The organism is Streptomyces sp. NRRL WC-3605, from assembly GCF_001509795.1.
Lineage (GTDB): Bacteria > Actinomycetota > Actinomycetes > Streptomycetales > Streptomycetaceae > Streptomyces > Streptomyces viridochromogenes.
Map to the genome: position 1 here is coordinate 75,751 of NZ_LLZN01000091.1, position 22,781 is coordinate 98,531.

The 22,781-nt window shown below is 71.5% G+C and carries 22 protein-coding genes; 13 read left to right on the forward strand and 9 right to left on the reverse strand.

Features of this window, described 5'->3' with window-relative positions; all coding sequences use genetic code 11:
- Window positions 1-2 precede the first annotated feature (2 nt).
- The 6 genes from ADL34_RS29045 (at window position 3) to ADL34_RS29070 (ending at window position 3,795) form a co-directional block, all read left to right on the forward strand.
- Window positions 3-896, forward strand: coding sequence for a DUF5936 domain-containing protein (locus ADL34_RS29045; RefSeq protein ID WP_107115706.1), 894 nt, complete (start codon window positions 3-5; stop codon window positions 894-896).
- A gap of 9 nt (window positions 897-905) precedes the next feature.
- Entirely contained in the window at window positions 906-1,619 is a 714-nt protein-coding gene (locus ADL34_RS29050) for a LuxR C-terminal-related transcriptional regulator (RefSeq protein ID WP_062671499.1), read from the forward strand.
- Window positions 1,620-1,752: 133 nt separating this feature from the next.
- Window positions 1,753-1,947 carry a Flp family type IVb pilin gene (locus ADL34_RS29055; protein ID WP_062671497.1) on the forward strand — a complete coding sequence of 65 codons (195 nt, stop codon included), beginning with the start codon at window positions 1,753-1,755 and terminating at the stop codon, window positions 1,945-1,947.
- Window positions 1,944-2,573, forward strand: coding sequence for a pilus assembly protein TadG-related protein (locus ADL34_RS29060; protein ID WP_062671495.1), 630 nt, complete (start codon window positions 1,944-1,946; stop codon window positions 2,571-2,573). Before ADL34_RS29055 ends, ADL34_RS29060 begins: the two co-directional genes overlap by 4 nt.
- 15 nt (window positions 2,574-2,588) lie before the next feature.
- The gene (locus ADL34_RS29065) at window positions 2,589-3,173 is read left to right on the forward strand and encodes a hypothetical protein (RefSeq protein ID WP_062671494.1); all 585 of its coding nucleotides are present in this window, start codon (window positions 2,589-2,591) and stop codon (window positions 3,171-3,173) included.
- A 7-nt stretch (window positions 3,174-3,180) separates the two neighbouring features.
- A complete protein-coding gene (locus tag ADL34_RS29070) occupies window positions 3,181-3,795 on the forward strand; it encodes an OmpA family protein (protein WP_062671492.1) in 615 nt (204 codons plus the stop codon).
- Window positions 3,796-3,811: 16 nt separating this feature from the next.
- Here the strand turns inward: ADL34_RS29070 and ADL34_RS29075 are convergent, their stop codons facing one another.
- Complete coding sequence (locus tag ADL34_RS29075) at window positions 3,812-4,177, reverse strand: DUF192 domain-containing protein (RefSeq protein ID WP_062739829.1); 366 nt, start codon at window positions 4,175-4,177, stop codon at window positions 3,812-3,814.
- 68 nt (window positions 4,178-4,245) lie between these two features.
- Here ADL34_RS29075 and ADL34_RS29080 point away from each other — a divergent pair, with 68 nt between their 5' ends.
- On the forward strand, window positions 4,246-5,124 hold the full coding sequence (locus tag ADL34_RS29080; protein WP_062673220.1) for an LLM class flavin-dependent oxidoreductase: 879 nt from the start codon (window positions 4,246-4,248) through the stop codon (window positions 5,122-5,124).
- A 36-nt stretch (window positions 5,125-5,160) separates the two neighbouring features.
- Here the strand turns inward: ADL34_RS29080 and ADL34_RS29085 are convergent, their stop codons facing one another.
- The gene (locus tag ADL34_RS29085; RefSeq protein ID WP_062673222.1) at window positions 5,161-5,676 is read right to left on the reverse strand and encodes a DinB family protein; all 516 of its coding nucleotides are present in this window, start codon (window positions 5,674-5,676) and stop codon (window positions 5,161-5,163) included.
- A 49-nt stretch (window positions 5,677-5,725) separates the two neighbouring features.
- Here ADL34_RS29085 and ADL34_RS29090 point away from each other — a divergent pair, with 49 nt between their 5' ends.
- The 5 genes from ADL34_RS29090 (at window position 5,726) to ADL34_RS29110 (ending at window position 12,383) form a co-directional block, all read left to right on the forward strand.
- Complete coding sequence (locus ADL34_RS29090; RefSeq protein ID WP_062673224.1) at window positions 5,726-6,520, forward strand: methyltransferase domain-containing protein; 795 nt, start codon at window positions 5,726-5,728, stop codon at window positions 6,518-6,520.
- 771 nt (window positions 6,521-7,291) lie between these two features.
- Complete coding sequence (locus ADL34_RS29095) at window positions 7,292-8,065, forward strand: isoprenyl transferase (protein ID WP_062673227.1); 774 nt, start codon at window positions 7,292-7,294, stop codon at window positions 8,063-8,065.
- A gap of 323 nt (window positions 8,066-8,388) precedes the next feature.
- A complete protein-coding gene (locus ADL34_RS29100; RefSeq protein ID WP_062673229.1) occupies window positions 8,389-9,714 on the forward strand; it encodes a PhoH family protein in 1,326 nt (441 codons plus the stop codon).
- A 420-nt stretch (window positions 9,715-10,134) separates the two neighbouring features.
- On the forward strand, window positions 10,135-10,845 hold the full coding sequence (locus tag ADL34_RS29105) for a transglycosylase SLT domain-containing protein (RefSeq protein ID WP_079034425.1): 711 nt from the start codon (window positions 10,135-10,137) through the stop codon (window positions 10,843-10,845).
- Between the two features lie 137 nt (window positions 10,846-10,982).
- Window positions 10,983-12,383 carry an AI-2E family transporter gene (locus ADL34_RS29110; protein WP_062673233.1) on the forward strand — a complete coding sequence of 467 codons (1,401 nt, stop codon included), beginning with the start codon at window positions 10,983-10,985 and terminating at the stop codon, window positions 12,381-12,383.
- Window positions 12,384-12,398: 15 nt separating this feature from the next.
- Here ADL34_RS29110 and ADL34_RS29115 read toward each other — a convergent pair whose 3' ends face one another.
- The 6 genes from ADL34_RS29115 to ADL34_RS29140 form a co-directional block, all read right to left on the reverse strand.
- Window positions 12,399-12,938 carry a carboxymuconolactone decarboxylase family protein gene (locus ADL34_RS29115; protein WP_062673234.1) on the reverse strand — a complete coding sequence of 180 codons (540 nt, stop codon included), beginning with the start codon at window positions 12,936-12,938 and terminating at the stop codon, window positions 12,399-12,401.
- Between the two features lie 133 nt (window positions 12,939-13,071).
- Window positions 13,072-15,408: an ABC transporter permease gene (locus ADL34_RS29120; RefSeq protein ID WP_062673237.1), complete on the reverse strand. Its 2,337-nt coding sequence runs from the start codon at window positions 15,406-15,408 to the stop codon at window positions 13,072-13,074.
- Window positions 15,405-16,094 (reverse strand): ABC transporter ATP-binding protein, encoded by a 690-nt coding sequence (locus ADL34_RS29125; protein ID WP_062673239.1) that lies wholly within the window; start codon window positions 16,092-16,094, stop codon window positions 15,405-15,407. The genes ADL34_RS29120 and ADL34_RS29125 overlap by 4 nt, the downstream gene beginning before the upstream one ends.
- Window positions 16,091-16,615, reverse strand: a complete 525-nt coding sequence (locus tag ADL34_RS29130) for a PadR family transcriptional regulator (protein ID WP_062673241.1) — start codon at window positions 16,613-16,615, stop codon at window positions 16,091-16,093. Before ADL34_RS29130 ends, ADL34_RS29125 begins: the two co-directional genes overlap by 4 nt.
- Window positions 16,616-16,720: 105 nt before the next feature.
- Window positions 16,721-16,966, reverse strand: a complete 246-nt coding sequence (locus tag ADL34_RS29135; RefSeq protein WP_062673243.1) for a hypothetical protein — start codon at window positions 16,964-16,966, stop codon at window positions 16,721-16,723.
- Window positions 16,963-17,919, reverse strand: coding sequence for an SPFH domain-containing protein (locus ADL34_RS29140; protein ID WP_062673245.1), 957 nt, complete (start codon window positions 17,917-17,919; stop codon window positions 16,963-16,965). The genes ADL34_RS29135 and ADL34_RS29140 overlap by 4 nt, the downstream gene beginning before the upstream one ends.
- Before the next feature lie 255 nt (window positions 17,920-18,174).
- Between ADL34_RS29140 and ADL34_RS29145 the strand changes: the two genes are divergently transcribed.
- A complete protein-coding gene (locus ADL34_RS29145) occupies window positions 18,175-20,565 on the forward strand; it encodes a transglycosylase domain-containing protein (RefSeq protein WP_062673247.1) in 2,391 nt (796 codons plus the stop codon).
- A gap of 39 nt (window positions 20,566-20,604) precedes the next feature.
- Here the strand turns inward: ADL34_RS29145 and ADL34_RS29150 are convergent, their stop codons facing one another.
- Window positions 20,605-22,716: an ATP-binding SpoIIE family protein phosphatase gene (locus tag ADL34_RS29150; RefSeq protein WP_199835652.1), complete on the reverse strand. Its 2,112-nt coding sequence runs from the start codon at window positions 22,714-22,716 to the stop codon at window positions 20,605-20,607.
- Between the last annotated feature and the right edge of the window lie 65 nt (window positions 22,717-22,781).

A 22,781-nucleotide genomic window follows, 5' to 3' on the forward strand; every position in this document is an offset into this window, starting at 1 on the left:
CCATGGGAATCGGACTTCTCCTCGCCACCGTCATGGCCCTCGCCGTCGCGGGCGTCTTCACGGGCATCCGCATGTACCGGGCGGAGACCAGACTGCCCGCCGACCTGGCGCTCGCGCTGGAGGTCGGCTCCACCCGCACCGGCGCCGTGGACTCCCTCGTCGACCGCATGGGCATGCGCTACGCCCCGGCGGTACTGCGCCTCATGGGCCCCAAGCTGGTGGCCCGGTACCGCCGCAGGATCGACCTCGCGGGCAACCCCGGCGGCCTGACCCTCGACCGCTACGCGGCCCGGCGCGCCGTGTACGGCTTCCTCGGCGCGGTCGGCTTCCTCGTCTTCCTGCTGCGCGGACAGGTGCTGGTCGCGCTGCTCCTGCTCGCGTTCGGCGCCTTCTGGACGGAGGTCGGCATCTGGTCGGCCATCCGGATCAGGAAGGACGAGATCGAACGGACCCTGCCCGACTTCCTGGACGTCCTCGCCGTCGTGGTCAGCGCCGGCCTCGGCTTCCGCCAGGCCCTCGACCGCGTCGCCGGCCGCTACGAGGGCCCCTGGGCCGACGAACTGCGCATCACCCTGCGCCAGATGGACCTCGGCATGAGCCGCCGCCAGGCGTTCGCGGAGCTGCGCCGCAGGAACGACTCCGAGCAGGTGGCGATGTTCGTGACCGCGCTCCAGCAGGGCGAGGAGCTGGGCGCGCCGATCGTCGACACGCTGGTCGCCCTCGCCAAGGACATGCGCCGCACCGACGCGCAGAACGCCCGCCGCAAGGCCGCCCGCGCGGTGCCCAGGGCCACGCTGATGATCACCACCTTCATGGTGCCGGCGACGTTGATCCTGCTGGGCGCGGGCCTGCTGCTCGGGTCCGGCACGGACTTCGGGACGCTGACGGGGGAGTAGGGGAGGCACATGACCGGCATTCCGGCGCACGAGACGCTGCGGATCGTGGTGGCGGACGACGACCCCGCGGCGCGGGCGCGCCTGGCCGCGCTGCTGTCCGGCCACGCCGGCCTGCGGATCGTGGCGGAGGCGGCCGACGCCCACGAGGCCCGCGAGGCGGCCCGCCGCCACCGTCCCGACGTGACGTTGCTGGACGCACACCTGCCGGTCCCGGACATAGCCCAACTGATCGCTGTGACCCCGGTATTGATGCTGACGCACGCCGAGGAACCGGAGACGGCCCGGGAGGCCCTGCGCCGAGGCGCCCGCGGCTACCTGCTGCACGGCGAGTTCACGGCGGACGAACTGGTCGCGGCCGTACGGGAGGTGAAGCGGGGCAGGACCCCGCTGACCCCCTCGGTCGCGACCCTGCTCGCGCAAGCAAACGCCGAACGGACCGCTCGCGCAGGCACTTTGACGGAACCGCTTTCGCAAGTGCAACCATCTGTGGCACAGTCGTCGTACCGGTCACGGTTCCGATTGAGCAGGAGGGAGGCGGAGATCATGGACCTCATCGCGTCGGGCATGAACAACCAGCAGATCGCCGCCACCTGTTTCATCACCGAAAAGACGGTCAAGAACCACATCAACCGCATCTTCGCCAAACTTCACAGCACCAACCGGGCGGAGGCCGCAGTCAAGTGGCGTGGTACGACGCCCGGTTCACCGTCAGGACGGAGCTGAGGGGCGATGACGCGACGACTGTTTTCGGTCATGGCGTGGAATTGGGCCCAAGGGCCCTCTGGCGTTCCGGCCGTTCCCGCCTACGTTTCTCCCCAGAGCGCTCAACGATCGCCGTACACCGGAGGGGACCCCCATGAGCAACTGGATCAACGCGACCACCGCGTACCTGCGCTCCCGCACCGCACGGGACGACAGGGGACAGACGGCGGTGGAGTACCTGGGCATCATCGCGGTGGTGGTGGCGATCGTGCTGGCGATCACGGGGACGGACATCGGGCAGACCATTTACGACGCCATCGTGGAGCAGATCGACGAGCTCACGGGATGAGGCGGCGCCGCACGCCGGGCGACTCAGGGCAGGCCTTCCCCGTCTACATCACGGTGGTGGGGGGCCTGCTCTTTCTCGCGTTCGCCTACCTCGCCGTGGGGCAGGCCGGTGTGAACCGCAACGGCGCGCAGACGGCGGCCGACGCGGCGGCGCTGGCGGCGGCGCAGGAGACACGGGACCAACTCGCGGGGGACTGGCTGTCGGTCATCGACGATCCGGACAAATGGCTGGACATCCTCGAAGGTGACAGCGCGGTGTTCGACGGCTGTTTCCGCGCGTATGAGCTGGCCGAGCAGAATCGCGCCGACGTCGACGCCTGCGGCGCCTCGGGGCGGCTGGGCTACCGGGTCGACGTGACCGCCCAGGAGTCCGTGGGCGAATCCGTCGTACCTGGGACCGAGAACTTCAACTCGACGGCTTCGGCCATAGCGGTGATCGAACCTCGCTGCTCGTTCGCCCTCCCCGACGAGGAGGGCGACGACGGTGACGGCGACGAGCCGCTTCCGCTGCCGCGACTCGACTGCGGTGACACGGACTGGGACCCGGACCCGGACGACCCGACCACTCTTCCGGACCCCGAGGACCTGTTCGACGTCCACCTGGCCGACGGAACGAACGACGAGTGACGAAGGAAGCAGGGCATGAGCATGCGGTTCTCTACGAAGGCCGGTCGGGGGATGGTCGCGATGACCGTTGCGGCCGGGCTGGCACTCGGCGCGGTGGGCTGCGGAGGAGGCGGTGACGACGACGGCAAGAAGCCTCGTAGCCCCGCGTCGGCCTCCAAGGACACCGGCGGCTCCAAGCCGAGCACACAGGAGGGAACCGACGAACTCCTCGCAGAGCTCAAGGGTGAGGACGGGCTGATCCTCAGGATCACCTCGGTCCAGCGGGATTCGGGCGGATTCCTCACCGTGAGCGGTGAGCTCAAGAACGACGGCGCCAAGCCGGCCCGCCTCTCGGCGCGCGCGTCGGGTGACGAGACGGAGATCGTCCGGCACGGGGCGTCGTTCGGCGGAGCCACACTCGTCGACTCCGGGAGCAAGAAGCGCTACTACGTCCTGCGGGACACCGACGGGCGTCCCCTGACCACGACCGGCGTGCCGCGCATCAAGGCCGGCGACTCCGTACCCGTGTTCATGCAGTTCCCGGCCCCGCCGGCCAGCACCGGCGAGGTGAGCCTCCAGCTCCCCACCTTCGCCTCCGCCACCATCCAGATCTCCGGATGAGCCGCCCATGACCCGCCTCCCCCTCACCCTGACCGCGGTCGGCGTCATGATCGCCGCCAATCTCCTGACCGCCACCACGGCCGAGGCCGACGACGACCCCGTCGTGCCGCCCGGCACCGAGGCATCCGCCGCCGCACCCGTGGAGGTCGACGCCAACGACCCGGATCTCAAGCTGCCCGAGGGCGCCACCCTCGCCGCCGCCAAGGTGCTGGACATCAAGCAGGTCGTCGAGGACCAGGCCGGTGAGGAGCGCCGCGAGGACACCAACGCCGACGTGAAGTTCGCGCTCCAGGCCGAGGTGCTGTTCCCCAAGGACAGCGCCAAGCTCACCGGCGAGGCGAAGGCCCGTATCGCCGCCATCGCCGAGGAGATCGGCAAGCAGAACGCCACCCGCATCCGCGTCTTCGGATTCACGGACAACCTGGGCTCCTCGGCCCACGGCGACGTCCTGTCCCGCAAACGCGCCAACGCGGTGCAGGGCGTCCTGGAGGCCGAACTCGACGACTCCACGATCACCTACGAGGTCCGCGGCTACGGCGAGCAGTACCCCATCTCCTCCAACGCCACCGAGACCGGCCGCAAGAAGAACCGCAGGGTCGAGGTCTCCTTCCCCCGCTCGTGAGGCCGACGGGCGGGCCTCACTCCGTCTCGACCGCCACCCGCACCCCCGGCCGCACCCCCCACCCCGCCATCGCCCCCGCCTCCGCCTCCAGGACGTGGCGGGAGTGGAGGCGGGGCAGGCCCAGGCGGTTCGGGGGCATCGTGCGGACGGTGAGGACGCGTAGGTGCCGGTCGAGGTAGGCGACGTCGATCGGCATGCGCATCCGCACCGTGTGCACGCTGCCGGCCGGCGTGAGCAGCATCGCCCCGTCGATCGAGTCCCGCCCCAGCAGTCCCTTCGTACGGGCCCGGTACGACGCGGCGATCTCCAGCGGCACCGTCACCTCGCCGTGCTCCCCGTGAACCGTCAGCGTGCCCGGTCCGTCGTGCCACCGCCGAGCCATCGCGGCCCCTCCCGCCCCTCGCGGATACTGCGTTGTCCTGCCCGTCCTACCCGGGTAGGAAAGATCCCATGACCGGACTCGGCGTGGTGTTCCGCCCCCAACTCGCCCCCGAACGACTGCGATCCGTCGCCCGCACCGCGGACGAGACGGGCCTGGAGGAGCTGTGGCTCTGGGAGGACTGCTTCCGTGAGGGCGGTGTCTCCACCGCCGCGGCCGCCCTCGCCTGGACCGAGCGGGTGAAGGTCGGCGTCGGCCTGCTGCCCGTGCCGCTGCGCAACGTCGCGCTCACCGCGATGGAAGCCGCGTCCCTGCACCGGATGTTCCCGGGGCGGCCCATCCTCGCCCTCGGACACGGTGTGCAGGACTGGATGGGGCAGGTCGGCGCCCGCGCAGAGTCGCCGATGACCCTGCTGCGGGAGCATCTCGACGCGCTCCGGGCGCTGTTGCGGGGGGAACGCCTCACCGTCGAGGGGCGGTACGTCCGGCTCGACGACGTGGCCCTGGACTGGCCGCCGGACGGGCCGGCACCGGTCGTCGCCGGGGTGACCGGGCCCCGCTCGCTGCGGCTGTCCGGCGCCGCGGCCGACGGCACGCTGCTCACCGCCTCGACGCCGCCCGACGGTGTGCGCCGGGCCCGGCAGCTCATCGACGAGGGGCGCGGCACGGCCGGGCGCACCGACGCCGAGCCGCACCCGATCACCGTCTACCTGCTCGCCGCCACCGGTCCCGACGGCCCCGAGCGCGTACGGGCCGAACTGGCCGCGGAAGGGGTCGCGTCCGTGCCCGGCCTCGGGGCCGCGGGAGACGCGGCCGCCGTCGCCGCGGCCGTACGACGGTTCGCGGGGGCCGGGGCGGACACCGTGGTCCTGCAGCCGACGGGCGACGAGCCGGACCCCGAGGGGTTCGTACGGTTCGTGGCCGAGGAGGTCCGGCCGCTGGTCCCGTGACCCGGCGGCCGCCTCCCGAGGCCCGAGCCGTGTCCGTCACGCGGGGCGGCGGTCGCCCGTCGCGCCGTCCATCAGCTCGCGCACGATGTCCATGTGACCTGCGTGCCGTGCCGTCTCCTCGACCATGTGGACGAGCACCCAGCGCAGGGACACCTCGGCGTCCCGCCAGGACGGCCTGCCCAGCGCCTCCAGCGGCCGTTCGGCGATCGTGCGGTCGGCGGCGGCCCGCGCCCGGCCGTAGAAGTCGATGATCTGCTGGGTCGTCTCGCCCTGGTCGGCCCGCATGTCCTCGTCGCTGTAGGGGTCGAACCACAGCGGTTCGGTCTCGCCGCCGAAGCTCTCGACGAACCAGCCGTACTCGACGGAGGCGAGGTGCTTGACCAGCCCGAGCAGGGACGTGCCCGACGGCGTCATCGGGCGGCGCAGCGCCTCGTCGTCCAGGCCCTCCAGCTTCCACAGGACCGCGTCCCGCTGCCGGTCCAGGCTCGCGCGGAGCATGGCCTTCTCGTCCGCCGTGTACGCCGGGTCCGTCTGTTCCGCGGGGTTCGTCATGGGCGGAAAATATCAGCGGCCACCGACACCCTCCTGCGACCATGAGCGCATGGGGCAGCGCAGCGGGTCGTTCGAGGAACTCGTCACGGAGGGCGCCGCCGTGCCCACCGAGGGCTGGGACTTCTCCTGGTTCGAGGGGCGGGCCACCGAGGAGCGGCCCAGCTGGGGGTACGCCGTGTCGCTGGCCGGCCGCCTGGCCGCCGCCGACGCCGCGCTCGATCTGCAGACCGGGGGAGGGGAGGTCCTCGCCTTCGCCCTCGGGCGGGCGTCCGAGGCCCCGGCGCTCACCGTCGCCACGGAGGGCTGGCCGCCGAACGTCGCCGAGGCCACCGCGCTGCTCGCCCCGCGCGGGGTCGCCGTCGTCGCCGTACCGGAGGACGCGCCGCTGCCGTTCGCCGACGCGGCCTTCGACCTGGTGTCGAGCCGGCACCCGGTGCGTGCCCCCTGGGCGGAGATCTCGCGGGTCCTGCGGCCCGGCGGCACCTATTTCGCCCAGCACGTCGGTCCGCGCAGCGTCTTCGAGCTGGTCGAGTTCTTCCTCGGTCCGCAGCCGGACGAGGTGCGCGACGCCCGGCATCCGGACCGGGAACGCGCGCAGGCGGAGGCCGCGGGGCTGGAGGTCGCCGAACTCCGCGCCGAGACCCTGCGGGTGGAGTTCCACGACATCGCCGCCGTCGTCCACTTCCTGCGCAAGGTGGTGTGGATGGTGCCGGGCTTCACCGTCGAGGCGTACCGCCCCCGGCTGCGCGCCCTGCACGAGCGGATCGAGGCCGAGGGGCCCTTCGTGGCCCACAGCACCCGCCATCTCCTCGTCGCACACAAGCCGGGTGGACCGGAAGCCTGAAACGGCCCTGCAGCGTGAGGCGGCCTCAAGCCTGAGGCGGTCTCAAGCCTGAGGCGGCCTCAAGCCTGAGGCGGCCTCAAGCTTGAAACACCCCTCAAGCCTGAGCCGCCTTCAGCATGAGACAGTCCTCTTCCCGTCAAACGGTGCAAATCGTGCATTGTGGGGCTCAGGACCCTTCCCGGCCTCCGCATCCAAGGAACCCTCACCTTTCCCACATCGTTATGGGGGCCGGCTCGCTTTCCGTGGAGCTCTCACGTAAGTTCAGACCAAGGCAATTCGCGTAAGCAAAGCTGCGCGGTGGCACCGCGCGGTGGAGGGGGCTGCGCGGTGCCCTGCCCTGCTGCGACCCGCCGGGGCCCCGCCCTCGGGGCGTCAAGCGGACGTTCGCGGCCGGGGTCACCCCTGGGAGGGACGACCCCCCGGACGGCCGAACGGCGCGCACAACCGGCCAAACCCACCATTACCGGCCACGCCCTCCGTGTTTCCCCTGGTCAGAGGCGCGCACCTCGTCGCAGCGCCGACCCGGCGGATCGTTTTCCCACCCATCCGGCCGTCGCCGGGCGACTCCGGAGCGTAGTTGTCTCGCGCTGATGCGCGCAGCAGCACTTACGAAGGGTTATGGTGGAAACCCCCCCCCTCGGGCCGGTCCGTCTCCCCCCCCACGGACCGGCCCGTTTTCTGTTCCGGCGCCGCCCCCGGGACGCACCCGCGCCGAACCCCGGTACGCTCCATGCGCGGGGACCGCATCCGTACGGAGGGGCTGACAATCACGTGAACCTGCGCGACATGCTGCGCGGCCTGCTGGTCAGGCTGTACGCGCGCCGGGTGGAAGGCCACCTGGACCACGCTCAGGTGCCCAAGCACATCGGCGTGATCATGGACGGCAACCGGCGCTGGGCCAAGGCCGCGGGCTCCTCCACCGTGCACGGACACCGGGCCGGCGCCGAGAAGATCGAGGAGTTCCTCGGCTGGTGCACCGAGACGGACGTCGAGGTCGTCACCCTCTGGCTGCTGTCGACGGACAACTTCGACCGCCCCCAGGAAGAACTCGTCCCCCTGCTCGGCATCATCGAGGACGTCGTCCGCACCCTCGCCGCCGACGGACGCTGGCGCGTGCACCACGTCGGCACGCCGGACCTGCTGCCCGGCCCGATGCAGACCACGCTGAAGGAGGCCGAGGAGGCCACCGCGCACGTCGACGGGATACTGGTCAACGTGGCCATCGGATACGGCGGTCGGCAGGAGATCGCCGACGCCGTGCGCTCGATGATCACCGACGCGCACGACAAGGGCACCTCCATGGAGGAGCTCGCCGAGTCCGTCAGCGTCGACCTCATCGGCCGTCACCTCTACACCGGCGACCAGCCCGACCCCGACCTCGTGATCCGCACCAGCGGTGAACAGCGGCTGTCCGGTTTCATGCTGTGGCAGACGGCCCACTCGGAGTACTACTTCTGTGAGGTCTTCTGGCCGGCCTTCCGCAAGGTCGACTTCCTGCGTGCCCTGCGTGACTACGCCGCACGGCACCGCCGTTACGGCGGCTGACACCGCGCCCCCGCGCGTGCGGGCGGGAGCGGACGTAACGGGGAGTTCACCGGCGTGCCGTCATACGCGTCGGCATGGCAGCGGGTGTTCGAGGGCATAGACCAAGCAGGTCGACGCCCGAACCACGGGTGTCGGATCTCAGCGGACGGCGCCGGAGCCGTCCGCCCGGGAGGCCCTTTGCACCAGCCCTACCGTGCGGTGACGGCACGGAAGAAGCAGTGGAGGGCCGGTCCCCGGCCCGTGCGGGGCGTGCACCGCGGCCGACGACCGGTCCAGCTCCACTCCGTCGCTCCCCGACCTCATCCGAGGGGGTACGTCCTTCCGTGGTGACCAGCACAAAGCGCCACAAGCCCGACCGGCGCACCTATGTTCTCGACACCAGCGTCCTGCTGGCCGACCCGAACGCCCTGAGCCGCTTCGACGAGCACGAGGTCGTGCTTCCCATCGTCGTGGTGACGGAACTGGAGGCCAAGCGGCACCATCCCGAACTCGGCTACTTCGCCCGGCAGGCCCTGCGCCTGCTCGACGACCTCCGGGTCCGGTACGGCCGTCTCGACGCCCCCATCCCCACGGGGGACCTCGGCGGGACCGTCCGTGTCGAGCTCAACCACTCGGACCCCAGCGTGCTGCCCAGCGGCTACCGCCTGGGGGACAACGACTCCCGCATCCTCGCGGTCGCCCGCAATCTGCAGGCCGAGGGGTTCGACGTCACCGTCGTGTCCAAGGACCTGCCGCTGAGGATCAAGGCCTCGTCCGTCGGACTCCTCGCCGAGGAGTACCGCGCCGAACTGGCCATCACGGACTCCTCCGGCTGGACCGGAATGTCCGAACTGACCCTCCCGGGCGAACAGGTGGACATCCTCTTCGAGGAGGGGCGCGTCCATGTGCCCGAAGCCGCCTCCCTCCCCGTGCACACGGGGCTGACCATCCACTCCGAGCGCGGCAAGGCGCTCGGCAGGGTCACCCCCGACGGCAACGTCCGTCTGGTGCGCGGCGACCGCGAGGCGTTCGGCATCAAGGGGCGCAGCGCCGAGCAGCGGATCGCGCTCGACCTGCTCCTCGACCCGGACGTCGGCATCGTCTCCATGGGCGGCCGGGCCGGCACCGGAAAGTCGGCGCTGGCGCTGTGCGCGGGTCTGGAGGCCGTGCTGGAGCGCCGGCAGCACCAGAAGGTGATGGTCTTCCGGCCGCTGTACGCGGTGGGCGGGCAGGAGCTCGGCTATCTGCCCGGCAGCGAGGCAGAGAAGATGAGCCCCTGGGCGCAGGCGGTCTTCGACACGTTGTCCGCGGTCACCAGCCGCGAGGTCATCGAGGAGGTCACGGCGCGGGGGATGCTGGAGGTGCTTCCCCTCACCCACATCCGCGGACGCTCGCTGCACGACGCGTTCGTCATCGTGGACGAGGCGCAGTCGCTGGAGCGAAACGTTCTGCTGACCGTCCTGTCCCGGATCGGCGCCGACTCACGGGTCGTTCTCACCCACGACGTGGCACAGCGGGACAACCTGCGCGTCGGCCGGTACGACGGAGTGGTCGCCGTCGTGGAGAAACTGAAGGGACACCCGCTGTTCGCCCACGTCACGCTGACCCGGTCCGAGAGGTCCCAGATCGCCGCCCTTGTGACCGAAATGCTCGAGGACGGGCAGATCTGACGGGTCTGCGCGGTCCTGTGAAGGGCTGTCCAACTTCATAGCGGTTACGCGTCAGTTGGCGCCGTCCGGAAAGGCGAAGAGCCTAGCCGGGCGGCGCCTTGGCGTGTGCCGCTTTCCGAAAAAGCCCAGGGGCAAACAGGGTGTGAGCTTTCACACGCAACACAGAATTGCCTTGCGACGTCCGGGTGCGGCAGAGTCTCACTCCTGTCAGGCCCCGCATACGACACAGCCGTGCCCCCAGCGGTACGGCGCCACAGCAGCACCACACCAACTGCATAGCGACGTCGTATGCCACCCGAGTCAACACGCGGCGCTCCCCGCAGGGGAGTTGCCCAGCGGGTCCGTGCCTCCCGTGACCCCGCAGTTGGGAGGCCAGCGCCAGGGGCACGATTGCGTCCGCCAGGGTCACCGAAGCGGGCGATGCTGGAAGGAAACCGTGTGAGTCCGATTTCGGTCAGGGGATTCGCAGTGGCCTCGGCCACCGCGGTCACCGCTGTCGGAAGCGTCGTCGGCGTTGCCTCGGGCAGCACCGCGCAGACGAACGACGCCGAGGCGACGGCAGCCGAGACGACGCTCCTCGCGGACATACCCGCGGGCCAGCAGGCCCAGGTGCAGACCGAGTCCCTGTCGGCGCAGGCGGACGTCCAGGCCATCGCCGCGGACGCGAGCGCCAAGAAGGACGCCGAGGAGGCGGCCCGCAAGGCTGCCGCCCAGAGCGCGATCGAGAAGAAGGAAGCCGCCGAGAAGGCAGAGAAGGCGGCGAAGGAAGCCAAGGAGCGCGAGGAAGCCGAGACCAAGGCCTCCCGCTCGTCCGCCGACTTCCCAGTCCAGAGCTCCTACACGGTCGCGCAGATCCAGGCGATGGCGCGCCAGATGGTGCCGGCCGACCAGTTCCAGTGCTTCAGCAACATCGTGGACCACGAGTCCAGCTGGAACTACCAGGCCGTGAACCCGTCCTCGGGCGCCTACGGTCTCTTCCAGGCCCTGCCCGGTTCCAAGATGTCGTCCGTCGGCGCGGACTGGCAGACGAACCCGGCCACCCAGATCACGTGGGGCCTGAACTACATGAACTCGCGCTACGACAGCCCCTGTGGCGCATGGAGCTTCTGGCAGGCCAACCACTGGTACTAGGCCCTGCCCCGCTCAACCCCGCGACGCCCCTCACCGTCTTCAGGTGAGGGGCTTTCGCATGGCCGCGTGCCGCCCCTGTAGCGTCGAAGCGGCTCCGGGGAGGAGTGGTGGGCACGGACGGGGGAAGAGGACGGATCATGTCACGAGTGCCAGGGTGGCTCGGCCGGCTCGGTGCCGGACTGACCGAAATGAGCGAGCGGTTGAACGAACGCCGTGCCGCGGCCGAGCGGGAGAGCGACGACCTGCCGCCGGGACGGCCGTCCGCCGGACCCGCGACCGGTGACGTCCCGGCGTCCCCGGCCGCCGCGCCGCACCACGTGGAGCAGCCGCCCGTGGCCGGCCCCCCGCGCCCCGACCCCGCCCAGGCGGTGCCGTGGGGCATGCGGGTCGCCGCGGAGGCGGGCTGGCGGCTGCTGGTCCTCGCCGGGACCGTCTGGGTGCTGATGCGGATCATCAGCGCCGTCCAGCTCGTCGTACTGGCCTTCGTCATCGCCCTGCTCCTGACGGCGCTGATGCAGCCCTCGGTGGCCTGGCTGACCCGGCGCGGGGTCCCACGCGGACTGGCCACCGCCCTCACGGCGATCCTCGGGTTCGTCGTCATCGGGCTGATGGGCTGGTTCGTGACCTGGCAGGTCATGGAGAACATCGACGACCTGTCCGACCAGATCCAGGACGGCATCGACGAACTGCGCAATTGGCTGCTCAACAGCCCGTTCCACGTCACCGACAAGCAGATCAACGAGATCGCGGAGAACCTGCGGAACGCCGTCGGCGCCAACACCGACGAGATCACCTCGGCCGGCCTCGAAGGCGTAACGGTCATAGTCGAGGCGCTCACCGGCATCCTGCTGTCGGTCTTCTCGACGCTGTTCCTGCTCTACGACGGCAAGCGGATCTGGCAGTGGACCCTCAAACTGGTCCCGGCCGCCGCCCGGCCCGGTGTCGCGGGCGCCGGACCGCGGGCCTGGGCGACGCTCACGGCGTATGTGCGCGGCACGGTCGTGGTCGCCCTCATCGACGCCGTCTTCATCGGCATCGGCATCTACTTCCTCGATGTCCCGATGGCCGTCCCGCTGGCCGTGTTCATCTTCCTGTTCTCCTTCATCCCGCTGGTCGGCGCGGTGGCCTCGGGCGCGCTCGCGGTGGTCGTGGCCCTGGTCACCCAGGGCGTCTTCACAGCCGTCATGACCCTCGTCGTGGTGCTCGCGGTCCAGCAGATCGAGGGGCACATCCTGCAGCCGTTCATCCTCGGCCGCGCGGTCCGCGTGCATCCGCTGGCCGTCGTGCTCGCGGTGGCGGCCGGCGGCATGGTCGCCGGGATCGGCGGCGCCGTGGTGGCAGTACCGCTGGTGGCGGTGACGAACACGATCGTGGGCTATCTGCGGCGGTACTCCCTGGAGCTGGACCTGGCGGCGAGCGGGCGGGCCCCGCGGCCGGCTGCTGCCGTCCCCGAGCCGGCGGGCGGGCCGCCCGCCGAGGCCGTGGACGGTCCCGTCGAGGGTCCGGCGGACGACGGGGAACCGGCACCTCAGAAGTGAGCGGAGGGCCGGCGGCTACTCGACGTCGGCCAGCACGGCCTCGGCGTCCAGCGTGACGCCGACGGCCTGGACCACCGACGCGATCCTGAAGGCGTCCTGGACCGTCTCCCGGTCCACGCCCGCCTTGCGGAGCACCCGCTCGTGCGCGTCGAGACACAGACCGCAGGCGTTGATCGCGGACACGGCGAGCGACCACAGCTCGAAGTCGACCCGGTCCACCCCCGGGTCGCCGAGGACGTTCATCCGCAGACCCGTGCGCAGCGAGCCGTACCCGGGGTCGGACAGCAGGTGCCGCGTGCGGTGGAAGACGTTGTTCACCGCCATCACGGCCGCCGCCGACTTCGCCGCCGTGTACGCCTGCGGCGACAGGTTCGCCTTCGCCTCCGGCGCCAGCTCACGCAGGACGACGGGGGAGCGGGAGGCGATCGCGGTGGCGAGCACCGTGCCCCACAGCTGCTGCCCCGTGAGACCCGAGCGGCCGAGGACGGCGTCCAGGTTGCGGCTCAGGTCGTGGGCGTAGCCCGGCAGGCGGGACTTCAGGGAGTCCAGGGACATGGCTCGGCTCTCACTCCTGAGGGGACGGCGTACCCCACCGATCCTGGCACGGGCGGCGGCCGAACGGGCCGGCACGCGGCGCGGCCGCACCGCGCGAGGCGGTGCGGCCGCGGGCCGGCGAACGGGAGGGGGGTCACTCCGTGCGCAGGCCGTCCGGGCGCATCAGCCGCATCAGCGGCGGCAGGCTGAGCAGCGTCACCACGATGATCACGGCCGCACCGGCGCCCGTCATCGACAGCATGCTCGCCCAGTCCACGGCGACCGGCGTGTTCGTCATCTTCAGCAGGACCGCGCCCAGCGTCAGCCCGACCACCGCCGACAGCAGCAGCCCGAGGGTGATCGGGATGGCCGTCTGCCACAGCACCGACAGGCTCAGCGTCCGCCGCCGGGTGCCGAAGGCGACCAGCGACGACAGCAGCTTCTTGCGGTCCCGCAGCTGCTCCAGCTGGGAGACCAGCAGGCTCGCCCCGATCAGCGTCAGGACGCAGACGGCGCCGACGAACAGACCGGTGCGGATGGTGGCGTAGCGCGTGGCCGTCTCGGTGGCGTACCAGTTCATCGGGTACGACAGCGGGTCGGCCGCGGCCGCCGCGTTGCGCACGAGGTCCTGCACGTCCGGGACGGACTTGTCGAGCTGGAGGTACACCTGGCCCCGCAGCGCGGCCGCGGCCGACGGGTCCACTGCCTTCGGCGTGAGGAGGAGGCCACCGCGCTCACCACCCGTCAGGTCCTCACGGGTGTGGGCCGGCCGCAGCCCCTTCGGGATCGTGAAGGCGACCTCCTGCCGTCCCGGAGCGCCCTCGTAGGACGGGTCGAGGTACATCGTCCGTCCTGCCTGCTTGGCCAGCTTCGGGGTGTCCCTGTCCCACTCGGCGTCGGACACGTAGAACGCGTCCCCGTCCTTGCAGGAGGGCAGGACGGCCACCTCGCGCAGCGACGCGCACTCGCCGACGCTGACCTCGAAGCCCAGCTCCGGTTCCTTGCGCCGGTCGCCCGCGTAGCCCCGGTCGTAGGCGAAGACGTCCTCGACACCCTTGGTGGTGCGGAACCGCTCCACCGCCGGGCCGAGTTCGGAGTGGCGGGACAGCGACACCTCCATCTGCGCCCGGGCGACGTCCTTGCCGCTGTCCTTCGTGTAGTCGCTCTCGACCCCGGCGAACAGCATCTGCAGGGCGATGGCACCGGCCACCGCGACGGCGACGCCGTTGACCATCCGGGCCGCGGTGCCGCTGCTCAGCTGGAGCCTGCGGACGGCGAGCTGCCAGGCCACGCCGCCCGAGCCGAGCCGGGAGACGACCGCCTCGACCACCCAGGGCAGCAGGGTGGTGATGCCGATGAGCAGCAGCAGCACACCGCCGATCACCAGGTACGCGTTGAAGGTGCCGTTCTCGCGGCCCTGGCCGATCATCGGCCACAGCATCGCCAGACCGCCGATCGGCATCAGCAGCCGCCACCACAGCCGGCGCCGCGAGGGCTTCGCCGTACGCACCACACCGAGCGGTTCGATGACCACGCCGCGCATCGCGAACAGGGTGACGAGCACGGCCGCCGTGGGCACCGCGAGGCCGACGAGCAGGGCGAGCGCGGGGGAGGGGTCCAGATAGCTCGGGAAGACGCTGATGCCGAACACCTCGACGGAGCCCGCGATCTGGCGCCCGATGAGGAAGAACACGGTGCCGAAGACCAGGCCCAGCACGGCGCCCGCGAGCGCCTCACCGGCCGCGACCCGGCGGACCATGTGCCCGTCGGAGCCGACCAGCCGCAGCGCGGCGAGCCGCCGGTCACGCCGCTCGCCGCCGAAGCGGACGGCCGCGGCGATGAACACCCCGACCGGCAGCAGCAGCACCACGAAGACGACGATGACGAGCAGCAGCAGGACGGGGTCGGTCTCCGGGTCGGTGGGACTCGTGTCTCCGAACCGGTCGATCCGGGCGACCCGGGCGCCGTCGATCGCCTTCGCGAGGCCGTCGGCTCCCCGGACGAAAGCGAGTTCGTGCGAGCCGATCAGCCCGCTCTCCCCGATGGTGCCGACGATCTTGTCGGGCAGCCGCTCGCGCAGCAGCGCGGCGTCGTCGGACTTCAGCAGCCGTTCGAGGGCGGGGGAGACCACCATCTCGCCGACCGCGGGGAAGCTGTCGACGCCCGGCGGCAGGGGCGCCTTCGGGCCCTCCTGCTCGATGGCGCGGCCGCGGATGTCCTTGTCCCGCCAGTCCGTGTCCACGTCCGCGATGAGCAGACTGTGGTCGTTCGCCTTCTGGTCGAGCTTGCTGTAGTCGACGTCGGCGCGGGCGCTCTCCCGGTCGTGCCGGACCGACTGCATGCTGGGGACCGCGGTGGTGAGCAGCAGCAGCGCCACACCGAGGCCGACGCCGACCGCCGTCAGCAGGGCACGGACCCATCCCTCACGGCCGCCGACGAAGGCGAACCGGACCCCCATGCCGAGGTCCCTGACCCACTGACGCACGCTCATACGACGCGCTCCATGTCCCGGGACTTGCCGTCGCGCACGACGATCTCGCGGTCGGAGTAGGCGGCGACCCGCGCCTCGTGCGTGACCAGCACGACGGCGGCGTTCGTGGACCGCGCGGCGTCCGTCAGCAGCTCCATCACGCGCTCGCCGTTGAGGGAGTCGAGCGCTCCGGTCGGCTCGTCGGCGAAGAGCACCCGCGGACCGGTGACCAGCGAGCGGGCGACGGCGACGCGCTGCCCCTGGCCGCCGGAGACCTCGCCGGGCCGCTTCTTGCGCAGGTCGTCGACCTCCAGGCGCTCCATCCAGGTGAGCGCGGCGCGCTCGGCCTCCTTGCGGGGGGTGCCGTTGAGCCGCAGCGGCAGGGCGACGTTCTCGACGCAGGTCAGCTCGGGGACGAGCTGGCCGAACTGGAAGACGAACCCGAACTCCGAGCGCCGCAAGGCGCTGCGCTGGGCGTCGCTCATGGTGGCCAGCTCGCGCCCGTCGTAGACGATGGAACCCGAGTCGGGCGGGACGATGCCGGCCAGGCAGTGCAGCAGCGTGGACTTGCCGGAGCCGGAGGGGCCCATGACGGCGACGACCTCGCCGGGGTGGATGGAGAAGTCCGCGCCGTCGAGGGCGAGGGTCGGACCGTAGGCCTTGCGCAGCTCGGAGGCCGCGAGCAGGGAGCCGGGGGGCGGAGTCACTTGACCACCACCTCCGCCAGCTTGTCGAGACGGGCGGCGGTCAGTTCCAGCCAGCGCAGGTCGGCCTCCAGGTGGAAGAGCGCGTGGTCGCAGATCAGCTGGTCGGCCAGGTCACCCTTGCGCTTGCGCTCGGTGAGCATGCGCATCATGCGCAGGTGCTCGGCACGCTGGGTGTCGAGGATGTCGGCGGCGTCACGCCGGGTCAGCAGGGCGAGGACGACCTTGGTGTAGAGGGTCGACTGGAGGTACGGCTCCGGCTTCTCCGGGGTCGCGAGCCACCGCTGGACGTCGGTGACGCCGGCGTCGGTGATCGCGTACCGCTTGCGCTCGGGCCCGCCTCCGGGCTCGATGCCGTCGACCTCGACGAGGCCGTTCTTCAGCAGGCGGGACATCGTCGAATAGACCTGGCCGTAGTGCAGCGGCCGGTCGTGACCGAACTTCTCGTCGAAGGCCCGCTTCAGGTCGTAGCCGTGACGGGGGCCCGACTCCAGGAGCCCTAGGAGGGTGTGACCGATGGACATGCCGAGGACACTACACGGGGTGTATACCCGGTGTGTATACGCACGGTGTGCAGTTGAGGGCAGGGGGTGTGAAGGCCCAGGTGAGGGCCCATTGTCACGGTTCTGCTACGGGGCCTCGGGTGGCCGCGCGGGGGGCCGGCCCCGGCGCGGGATCGGCCGGGTGTCACCGGGCAGCCGGCCCGCCTCGGCCAGCGCGCGCCGCAGCAGGAACTCGATCTGCGCGTTGGCGGAACGCAGTTCGTCGCCCGCCCAGCGGGCGAGCGCCTCGTACACGGCCGGGTCGAGCCGCAGCAGCACCTGCTTGCGCTGCGGCCGACCCTGCGGGGCGGAGCCCCCGGCGGAGTCCGTCACTGGTAGAGCGTCCCGGTGTTGAGGACCGGCTGCGGAGCCCGGTCGCCGCACAGCACCACCATCAGGTTCGACACCATCGCCGCCTTGCGCTCCTCGTCCAGCTCCACGATGTCCCGCTCGGAGATCCGCGCGAGTGCCGCCTCGACCATGCCCACCGCGCCGTCGACGATCTGCCTGCGGGCCGCGACGACCGCGCCGGCCTGCTGGCGCTGGAGCATCGCGGAGGCGATCTCGGGAGCGTACGCGAGATGCGTGAAGCGCGACTCGATGATCTGCACACCGGCGGCCTCCACACGCGCGTGCAGCTCGGCGGCCAGCTTCTCGGTGATCTCCTCGGCGTTGCCGCGCAGCGAGAGGCCGGCCTCGTCGTGTGCGTCGTACGGGTACTCGATGGCGATGTGCCGCACGGCCGCCTCGGTCTGCGTCGAGACGAACTCCAGGAAGTCGTCCACCTCGAACGTGGCCTGCGCGGTGTCCTCGACCCGCCACACCACGACCGCGGCCAGCTCGATCGGGTTGCCGTAGGCGTCGTTCACCTTCAGGACGGCCGTCTCGTGGTTGCGCACCCGCGTCGAGATCTTCGTGCGCGAGGTGAACGGGTTCACCCAGCGCAGGCCGTCCTGCCGGATCGTCCCCCGGTAGCGCCCGAAGAGCTGCACCACCCGGGCCTCGCCCGGCGCGACCATGTTCAGTCCCGACATCGCGAGCAGCGCGGCGATCGCGACCAGGACGCCCGCGATGATCAGGGCCGCCTTGGCGCCGGTCCCGCCGACCGCCGTGGCACCGGCGATCAGTCCCGCGCCCACCAGCAGCCCGACCAGGCCCAGCAGCAGGGCGAGTCCGCCGCCGATGCTGTGGGCGGCGACCTCGCGCACGCGCGGCGCCGGCATCTCCGGCACGTCGGCCGTGGCCGCCGTGGTGTGCCCGGGCGTGTCGTTCCTGTCGTTCGGCATGGTGGTGCCCCCGTTCGTCTAGGTGCTGTGCTCTCATGCGTCTAGCTAAGTGATATCAGATTATCCCATGCGGGCAACCCTGAAGCCCTCTGAGCCGTCGGTTCCGGTGGGGTGGGTGCTGATTGTCACGTCCGTAAAAGCCCGGATCGGCCGCCCTTTGTCACAACTTCCGGTGTTAGCTTTCGGAGCTGACCGGAAGTGGCGAACCCGTGTGTCAGGAGCGCACACCCAAGCGAAGCGGAGCGGAACGGAACCATGGGACGAGCGGAAGAGAGACGAGCGCGGCAGCGTGGTGGCCGCCGCGCGGCGCCCCGGCGCTCCCCCGGAGTGCCCCCGCACACCGGGGACGACCCGTCGGTGACCGTCGTCGGCGCCCCGCCGGACGCCGGCGGGGGCCGCGCCGCCGCCCGCCGCGCCGCGAGCGGCAAGGGCGCCAAGGGCACGGGCCGGATACGCCGGCTCTTCACCTGGAAGAAGGTCCTCGGCACCTTCCTGGGCACCTGCCTGCTGGTCATCGGCGCCTTCTTCGCCCTCTACCTGTACGTCGACGTCCCCGGTGACAACGCCGCCGCCCAGGCCGCGCAGCGCCAGAGCAACGTCTACAAGTACAGCGACGGCAGCGTCCTCGCCCGCGCCGGCGACGTGAACCGCGAGATCGTGGACCTGTCCAAGGTCCCGAAGAAGGTCCAGTACACGTTCGTCGCCGCCGAGAACAAGAGCTTCTACAACGACCACGGCATCGACCTGAAGGGCACCGCCCGCGGTCTGCTCAACACCGCCATGGGCAAGGGCGCGCAGGGCGGCTCGACCATCACCCAGCAGTACGTCAAGAACTACTACCTCAGCCAGGAGCAGACGGTCAGCCGCAAGCTCAAGGAGATGGTCATCTCCCTGAAGGTCGACCGCCAGATGACCAAGGACGACATCCTCGCCGGCTACATCAACACCAGCTACTACGGCCGCGGCGCCTACGGCATCCAGGCCGCCGCCCAGGCGTACTACCGCGTCGACGCCGAGAAGCTGACCGTCGAGCAGGGCGCCTACCTCGCCGCCCTCCTCCAGGCGCCGAGCCAGTACGACTGGTCGAGCGCGTCCGACACCGGCAAGAGGCTCGTCACGAACCGCTGGAACTACGTCCTGGACAACATGGTCGAGGAGGGCTGGCTCGACCGCGCCGACCGGCAGAAGATGACCAAGCTGCCGGAGCCCAGGGAGCCCAAGCCCGCCGCGGGACGCGAGGGCCAGAAGGGCTATCTGATCGAGCTCGCCAACCGTCAGCTGGAGGACCAGCTGATGGAGCAGCAGAACCTCACCCGCTCCCAGGCCGAGGCCGCCGTCGTCGACCAGGGCTGGACCATCACCCTCAACGTCGACAAGAAGCGGCAGGCCGCCCTCGAGAAGGCCGTCAAGGCCGAACTCACCCGCAAGCTCGACCCGAAGAAGCGCAAGGTCGACGCCGACGTCCAGGCCGGCGCCGTCTCCGTCGACCCCAAGACGGGCAGGATCGTCGCCCTCTACGGCGGCGTGGACTACTTCAAGCACTACACGAGCAACGCCACCCGCGCCGACTACCAGCCCGCCTCCACGTTCAAGCCGGTGATCCTCGCCGCCGCTCTGGACCAGGCCGCCCAGACCCAGGACGGCGACCCCATCACCGCCGACACCGTCTACGACGGCACCAGCAAGCGCCCCGTCGTCGACGGCGGGACCAAGGTCGGGTTCGCCCCGGAGAACGAGGACGACCAGGACTACGGCGACATCACCGTGCAGACGGCGATGAACAAGTCCGTCAACTCCGTCTTCGCGCAGATGGGCGTCGACGTCGGGATGAAGGACGTCATGGACGTCGCCGGCGCGCTCGGCATGGACACCGCCGAGGCCCAGGCCGTCCCCGCGCAGACCCTGGGCACCATGGGCGCCAGCCCGCTCCAGATGGCCGGCGTGTACGCCACCCTCGACAACCACGGCATCAAGGTCACCCCCGGCATCCTCAAGAAGGCCGAGCACAACACGCGCCAGGTCGAGATCGCCGACCCCATCGGCGAACGCGTCCTGTCCCGCCGGGCCGCGGACACCGTCACCTCCGTCCTGACCGGCGTGGTCGACGACGGCACGGCCCGCCAGTCCGTCGCGAACAACCCCAAGCGCAGCGGGCAGAAGGTCGCCGGCAAGACCGGCACCTCGGACGACAACAAGTCCGCCTGGTTCACCGGCTACACCCCCGACCTGGTCACCTCGGTCGGCCTGTTCGGCGAGGACGCCAAGACCCACAGCCAGACCAAGATGTACGGCGCCGGCGGCCTCCCGCGCGTCAACGGCGGCGGCTTCCCCGCGCAGATCTGGGCCTCCTACATGTTCGGCGTGACCCAGCCCGACGCCCGGTTCAGCCTCGAGACCGACCAGGGCGCCGGCGTCCGGCCGACCCGGAAGCCGACCCCGTCGGACACCCCGACCACCGAGGAACCGACCGACGAGCCCACCACCGAGGAACCGTCGGACGAGCCGACCACCCAGGAACCGTCGGACGAGCCGACCACCGAGGAACCGACGGACGAGCCGACCACCCAGAAGCCCACGACCGACCCCACGGGCCGGCCCACCGGCGGCATCACCCTCGACCCGGCCAAGCCGGACGACGAGGAATAGGTCCCGCGGGCGGCGCCGCGTCCCTCAAGGACGCGGCGCTCAGCCGCGGTTCAGCTCGAACCAGACCACCTTGCCGGTGCTCAGCCGGGTCGCACCCCAGCGCCGCGCCAGCCGGTTCACCAGATACAGCCCGCGCCCGTCCTCGTCCGTGGCCCGCGCCTGCCGCAGCCGCGGCAGCTGCGGCACGTCGTCGCCGACCTCGCAGCGCAGCACGTCCGTGCGCAGCAGCCGCAGCGTCACCGGACGGGAGGCGTAGCGGACCGCGTTCGTCACGATCTCGCTGACCAGCAGCTCCACGGAGTCGCTGAGCTCCTCCAGCCCCCAGCCCGACAGCGCGCCCCGCGCCAGCCGACGCGCCCGCCCCGGCGCCGCGTCCTCCGGGTCCAGATGCCAGTACGCCACGTCGCTCGGCGCGATCCCGTCGAAGCGGGCGGCGAGCAGCGCGATGTCGTCGTCCCGGTCACCGGGACCGAGCATGTCCAGCACGTCGTCGCACAGCGCCTCCAGCGGCGGCGGATGGTCCGCGCCGGTCAGCCGGGCCGTCGCGGCGAGCTTCTCCCGCAGCTGCTCTATCCCGGTCCACACGTCGCGCAGCCGCGACTCCACCAGACCGTCGGTGTACAGCAGCAGCGTCGCCCCGGCCGGCGCGTCCAGCTCCACCGCCTCGAAGTCGACACCGCCGACGCCGATCGGCGCGCCCGCCGGCACCCGCAGCACCTCCGCGTGCCCGCCCAGATGCAGCAGCACGGGCGGCGGATGGCCCGCGTTGGCGATCGTGATGCGGTGCGACACCGGGTCGTACACCGCGTACAGGCAGGTCGCCATCCGGTCGGTGCCCAGCCGCTGCGCCTGCTCGTCCAGATGGTGCAGCACCTCCTGCGGCGGCAGATCGAGACCCGCGAGGGTCTGCGCCGTCGTCCGCAGCTGCCCCATGATCGCGGCAGACGTCATGGAGTGCCCCATGACGTCACCCACGACCAGCGCCACCCGGCTGCCCGGCAGCGGGATGGCGTCGTACCAGTCGCCGCCGACCCGCGCGGTCTCCGCGGCCGGGAGATAGCGCGAGGCGAGCCGCACGCCTGTCGGCCGCGGCAGCGTCTCCGGCAGCATCGTGCGCTGCAGCTCGTCCGCGATGTACGCCTCACGGCCGTACAGCACCGCCTTGTCGATGCCCAGCGCGCTGTGCGTGGCCAGCTGGGCCGCGACCAGCAGATCGTCCGGCTCGAACGCGAGCCGCTCCGGGCGGCGCAGGAACACCGCCGCGCCGATCACCCGGCGCCGCCCCCGCAGCGGGGCAAGGATCGCCCGCTGCCCGTCGGGGATGATCGACTCGCCCTCCTCGCCGAGGAGTTCCGGCAGCGCCGCCCGCGCGGCGGGGGCGTCCGCGAACACCGGACGGACCCCGCGCAGCACCTCGGCGAGCGCGCCGCCCGGGCGCACCTCGCACAGCTCGGCCGTCACCGACGACAGCCCGGCCAGCTCGGCCGGCTCCGCGGGCGGCGCCGGCGGCAGGAAGCCCTCGGTGTCCCGCTCCTCCGGGATACGGTCCGTACGGCGCAGCCGCAGCACCACCGGGCCCGTCGGCCGCTCGTCACCGACCGGCAGCGGGTCCCGCAGATACACGAGGATCGCGTCGGAGAACGTCGGCACGGTCGCCCGGCACAGCCCCATCACGATCTCGTCCAGATCCAGACCGCGGGCGATCCGCCGCGTGGCGGCGCCCACGAACCGCAGCCGGTCCCCGTCCCGCCGCATCGGCGTGGGACGGCCCGGCTGCACCGGCTGGCCCGTGCGCCGCTCGGCCGACGCTGCGGGCTGCTCGGCGCCCGGCTGCGGAGGAATGGCCTCCGGCGCGGGCCGTGGCCGGTGCGCGTCGGGCTCGGCGACGGAGGGCTGCGCGTGCTCGGGACCGTTGCCGACGATGACTGGGGGCTCCTTGCTCGGGCCGGGCGGTGCGGTGGTGCCCGGCGTGGAAGGGGTCTCTCCGGTGCGCGCCTGCGCGGGTAACGCGGCACCGCCACCGGAGGGGCGCGCGGACGCGGCGCGGGGCGCCGAGACACGCGCGAGCGCCCCGCGGGGCTCCGCGGGGTCGACGCCCGCCTCGGGGCGCTCGAAGGAGGTCGGCTGCTCCGTCACGCCTTTCGAATCCATCCGTCCGGGGCCGCGCGCCGCGCGTGCAGTTCGTCCCGCCGAGACTCCGATACCCGGAATGCATG

Bases quoted from the DNA above. Each gene is read 5' to 3' on its own strand.
- ADL34_RS29045 (WP_107115706.1), top strand. From the start codon at position 3: ATGGGAATCGGACTTCTCCTCGCCACCGTCATGGCCCTCGCCGTCGCG.
- ADL34_RS29050 (WP_062671499.1), top strand. From the start codon at position 906: ATGACCGGCATTCCGGCGCACGAGACGCTGCGGATCGTGGTGGCGGAC.
- ADL34_RS29055 (WP_062671497.1), top strand. From the start codon at position 1,753: ATGAGCAACTGGATCAACGCGACCACCGCGTACCTGCGCTCCCGCACC.
- ADL34_RS29060 (WP_062671495.1), top strand. From the start codon at position 1,944: ATGAGGCGGCGCCGCACGCCGGGCGACTCAGGGCAGGCCTTCCCCGTC.
- ADL34_RS29065 (WP_062671494.1), top strand. From the start codon at position 2,589: ATGAGCATGCGGTTCTCTACGAAGGCCGGTCGGGGGATGGTCGCGATG.
- ADL34_RS29070 (WP_062671492.1), top strand. From the start codon at position 3,181: ATGACCCGCCTCCCCCTCACCCTGACCGCGGTCGGCGTCATGATCGCC.
- ADL34_RS29075 (WP_062739829.1), bottom strand. From the start codon at position 4,177: ATGGCTCGGCGGTGGCACGACGGACCGGGCACGCTGACGGTTCACGGG.
- ADL34_RS29080 (WP_062673220.1), top strand. From the start codon at position 4,246: ATGACCGGACTCGGCGTGGTGTTCCGCCCCCAACTCGCCCCCGAACGA.
- ADL34_RS29085 (WP_062673222.1), bottom strand. From the start codon at position 5,676: ATGACGAACCCCGCGGAACAGACGGACCCGGCGTACACGGCGGACGAG.
- ADL34_RS29090 (WP_062673224.1), top strand. From the start codon at position 5,726: ATGGGGCAGCGCAGCGGGTCGTTCGAGGAACTCGTCACGGAGGGCGCC.
- ADL34_RS29105 (WP_079034425.1), top strand. From the start codon at position 10,135: ATGCTGGAAGGAAACCGTGTGAGTCCGATTTCGGTCAGGGGATTCGCA.
- ADL34_RS29110 (WP_062673233.1), top strand. From the start codon at position 10,983: ATGTCACGAGTGCCAGGGTGGCTCGGCCGGCTCGGTGCCGGACTGACC.
- ADL34_RS29115 (WP_062673234.1), bottom strand. From the start codon at position 12,938: ATGTCCCTGGACTCCCTGAAGTCCCGCCTGCCGGGCTACGCCCACGAC.
- ADL34_RS29120 (WP_062673237.1), bottom strand. From the start codon at position 15,408: ATGAGCGTGCGTCAGTGGGTCAGGGACCTCGGCATGGGGGTCCGGTTC.
- ADL34_RS29130 (WP_062673241.1), bottom strand. From the start codon at position 16,615: ATGTCCATCGGTCACACCCTCCTAGGGCTCCTGGAGTCGGGCCCCCGT.
- ADL34_RS29140 (WP_062673245.1), bottom strand. From the start codon at position 17,919: ATGCCGAACGACAGGAACGACACGCCCGGGCACACCACGGCGGCCACG.
- ADL34_RS29145 (WP_062673247.1), top strand. From the start codon at position 18,175: ATGGGACGAGCGGAAGAGAGACGAGCGCGGCAGCGTGGTGGCCGCCGC.
- ADL34_RS29150 (WP_199835652.1), bottom strand. From the start codon at position 22,716: ATGGATTCGAAAGGCGTGACGGAGCAGCCGACCTCCTTCGAGCGCCCC.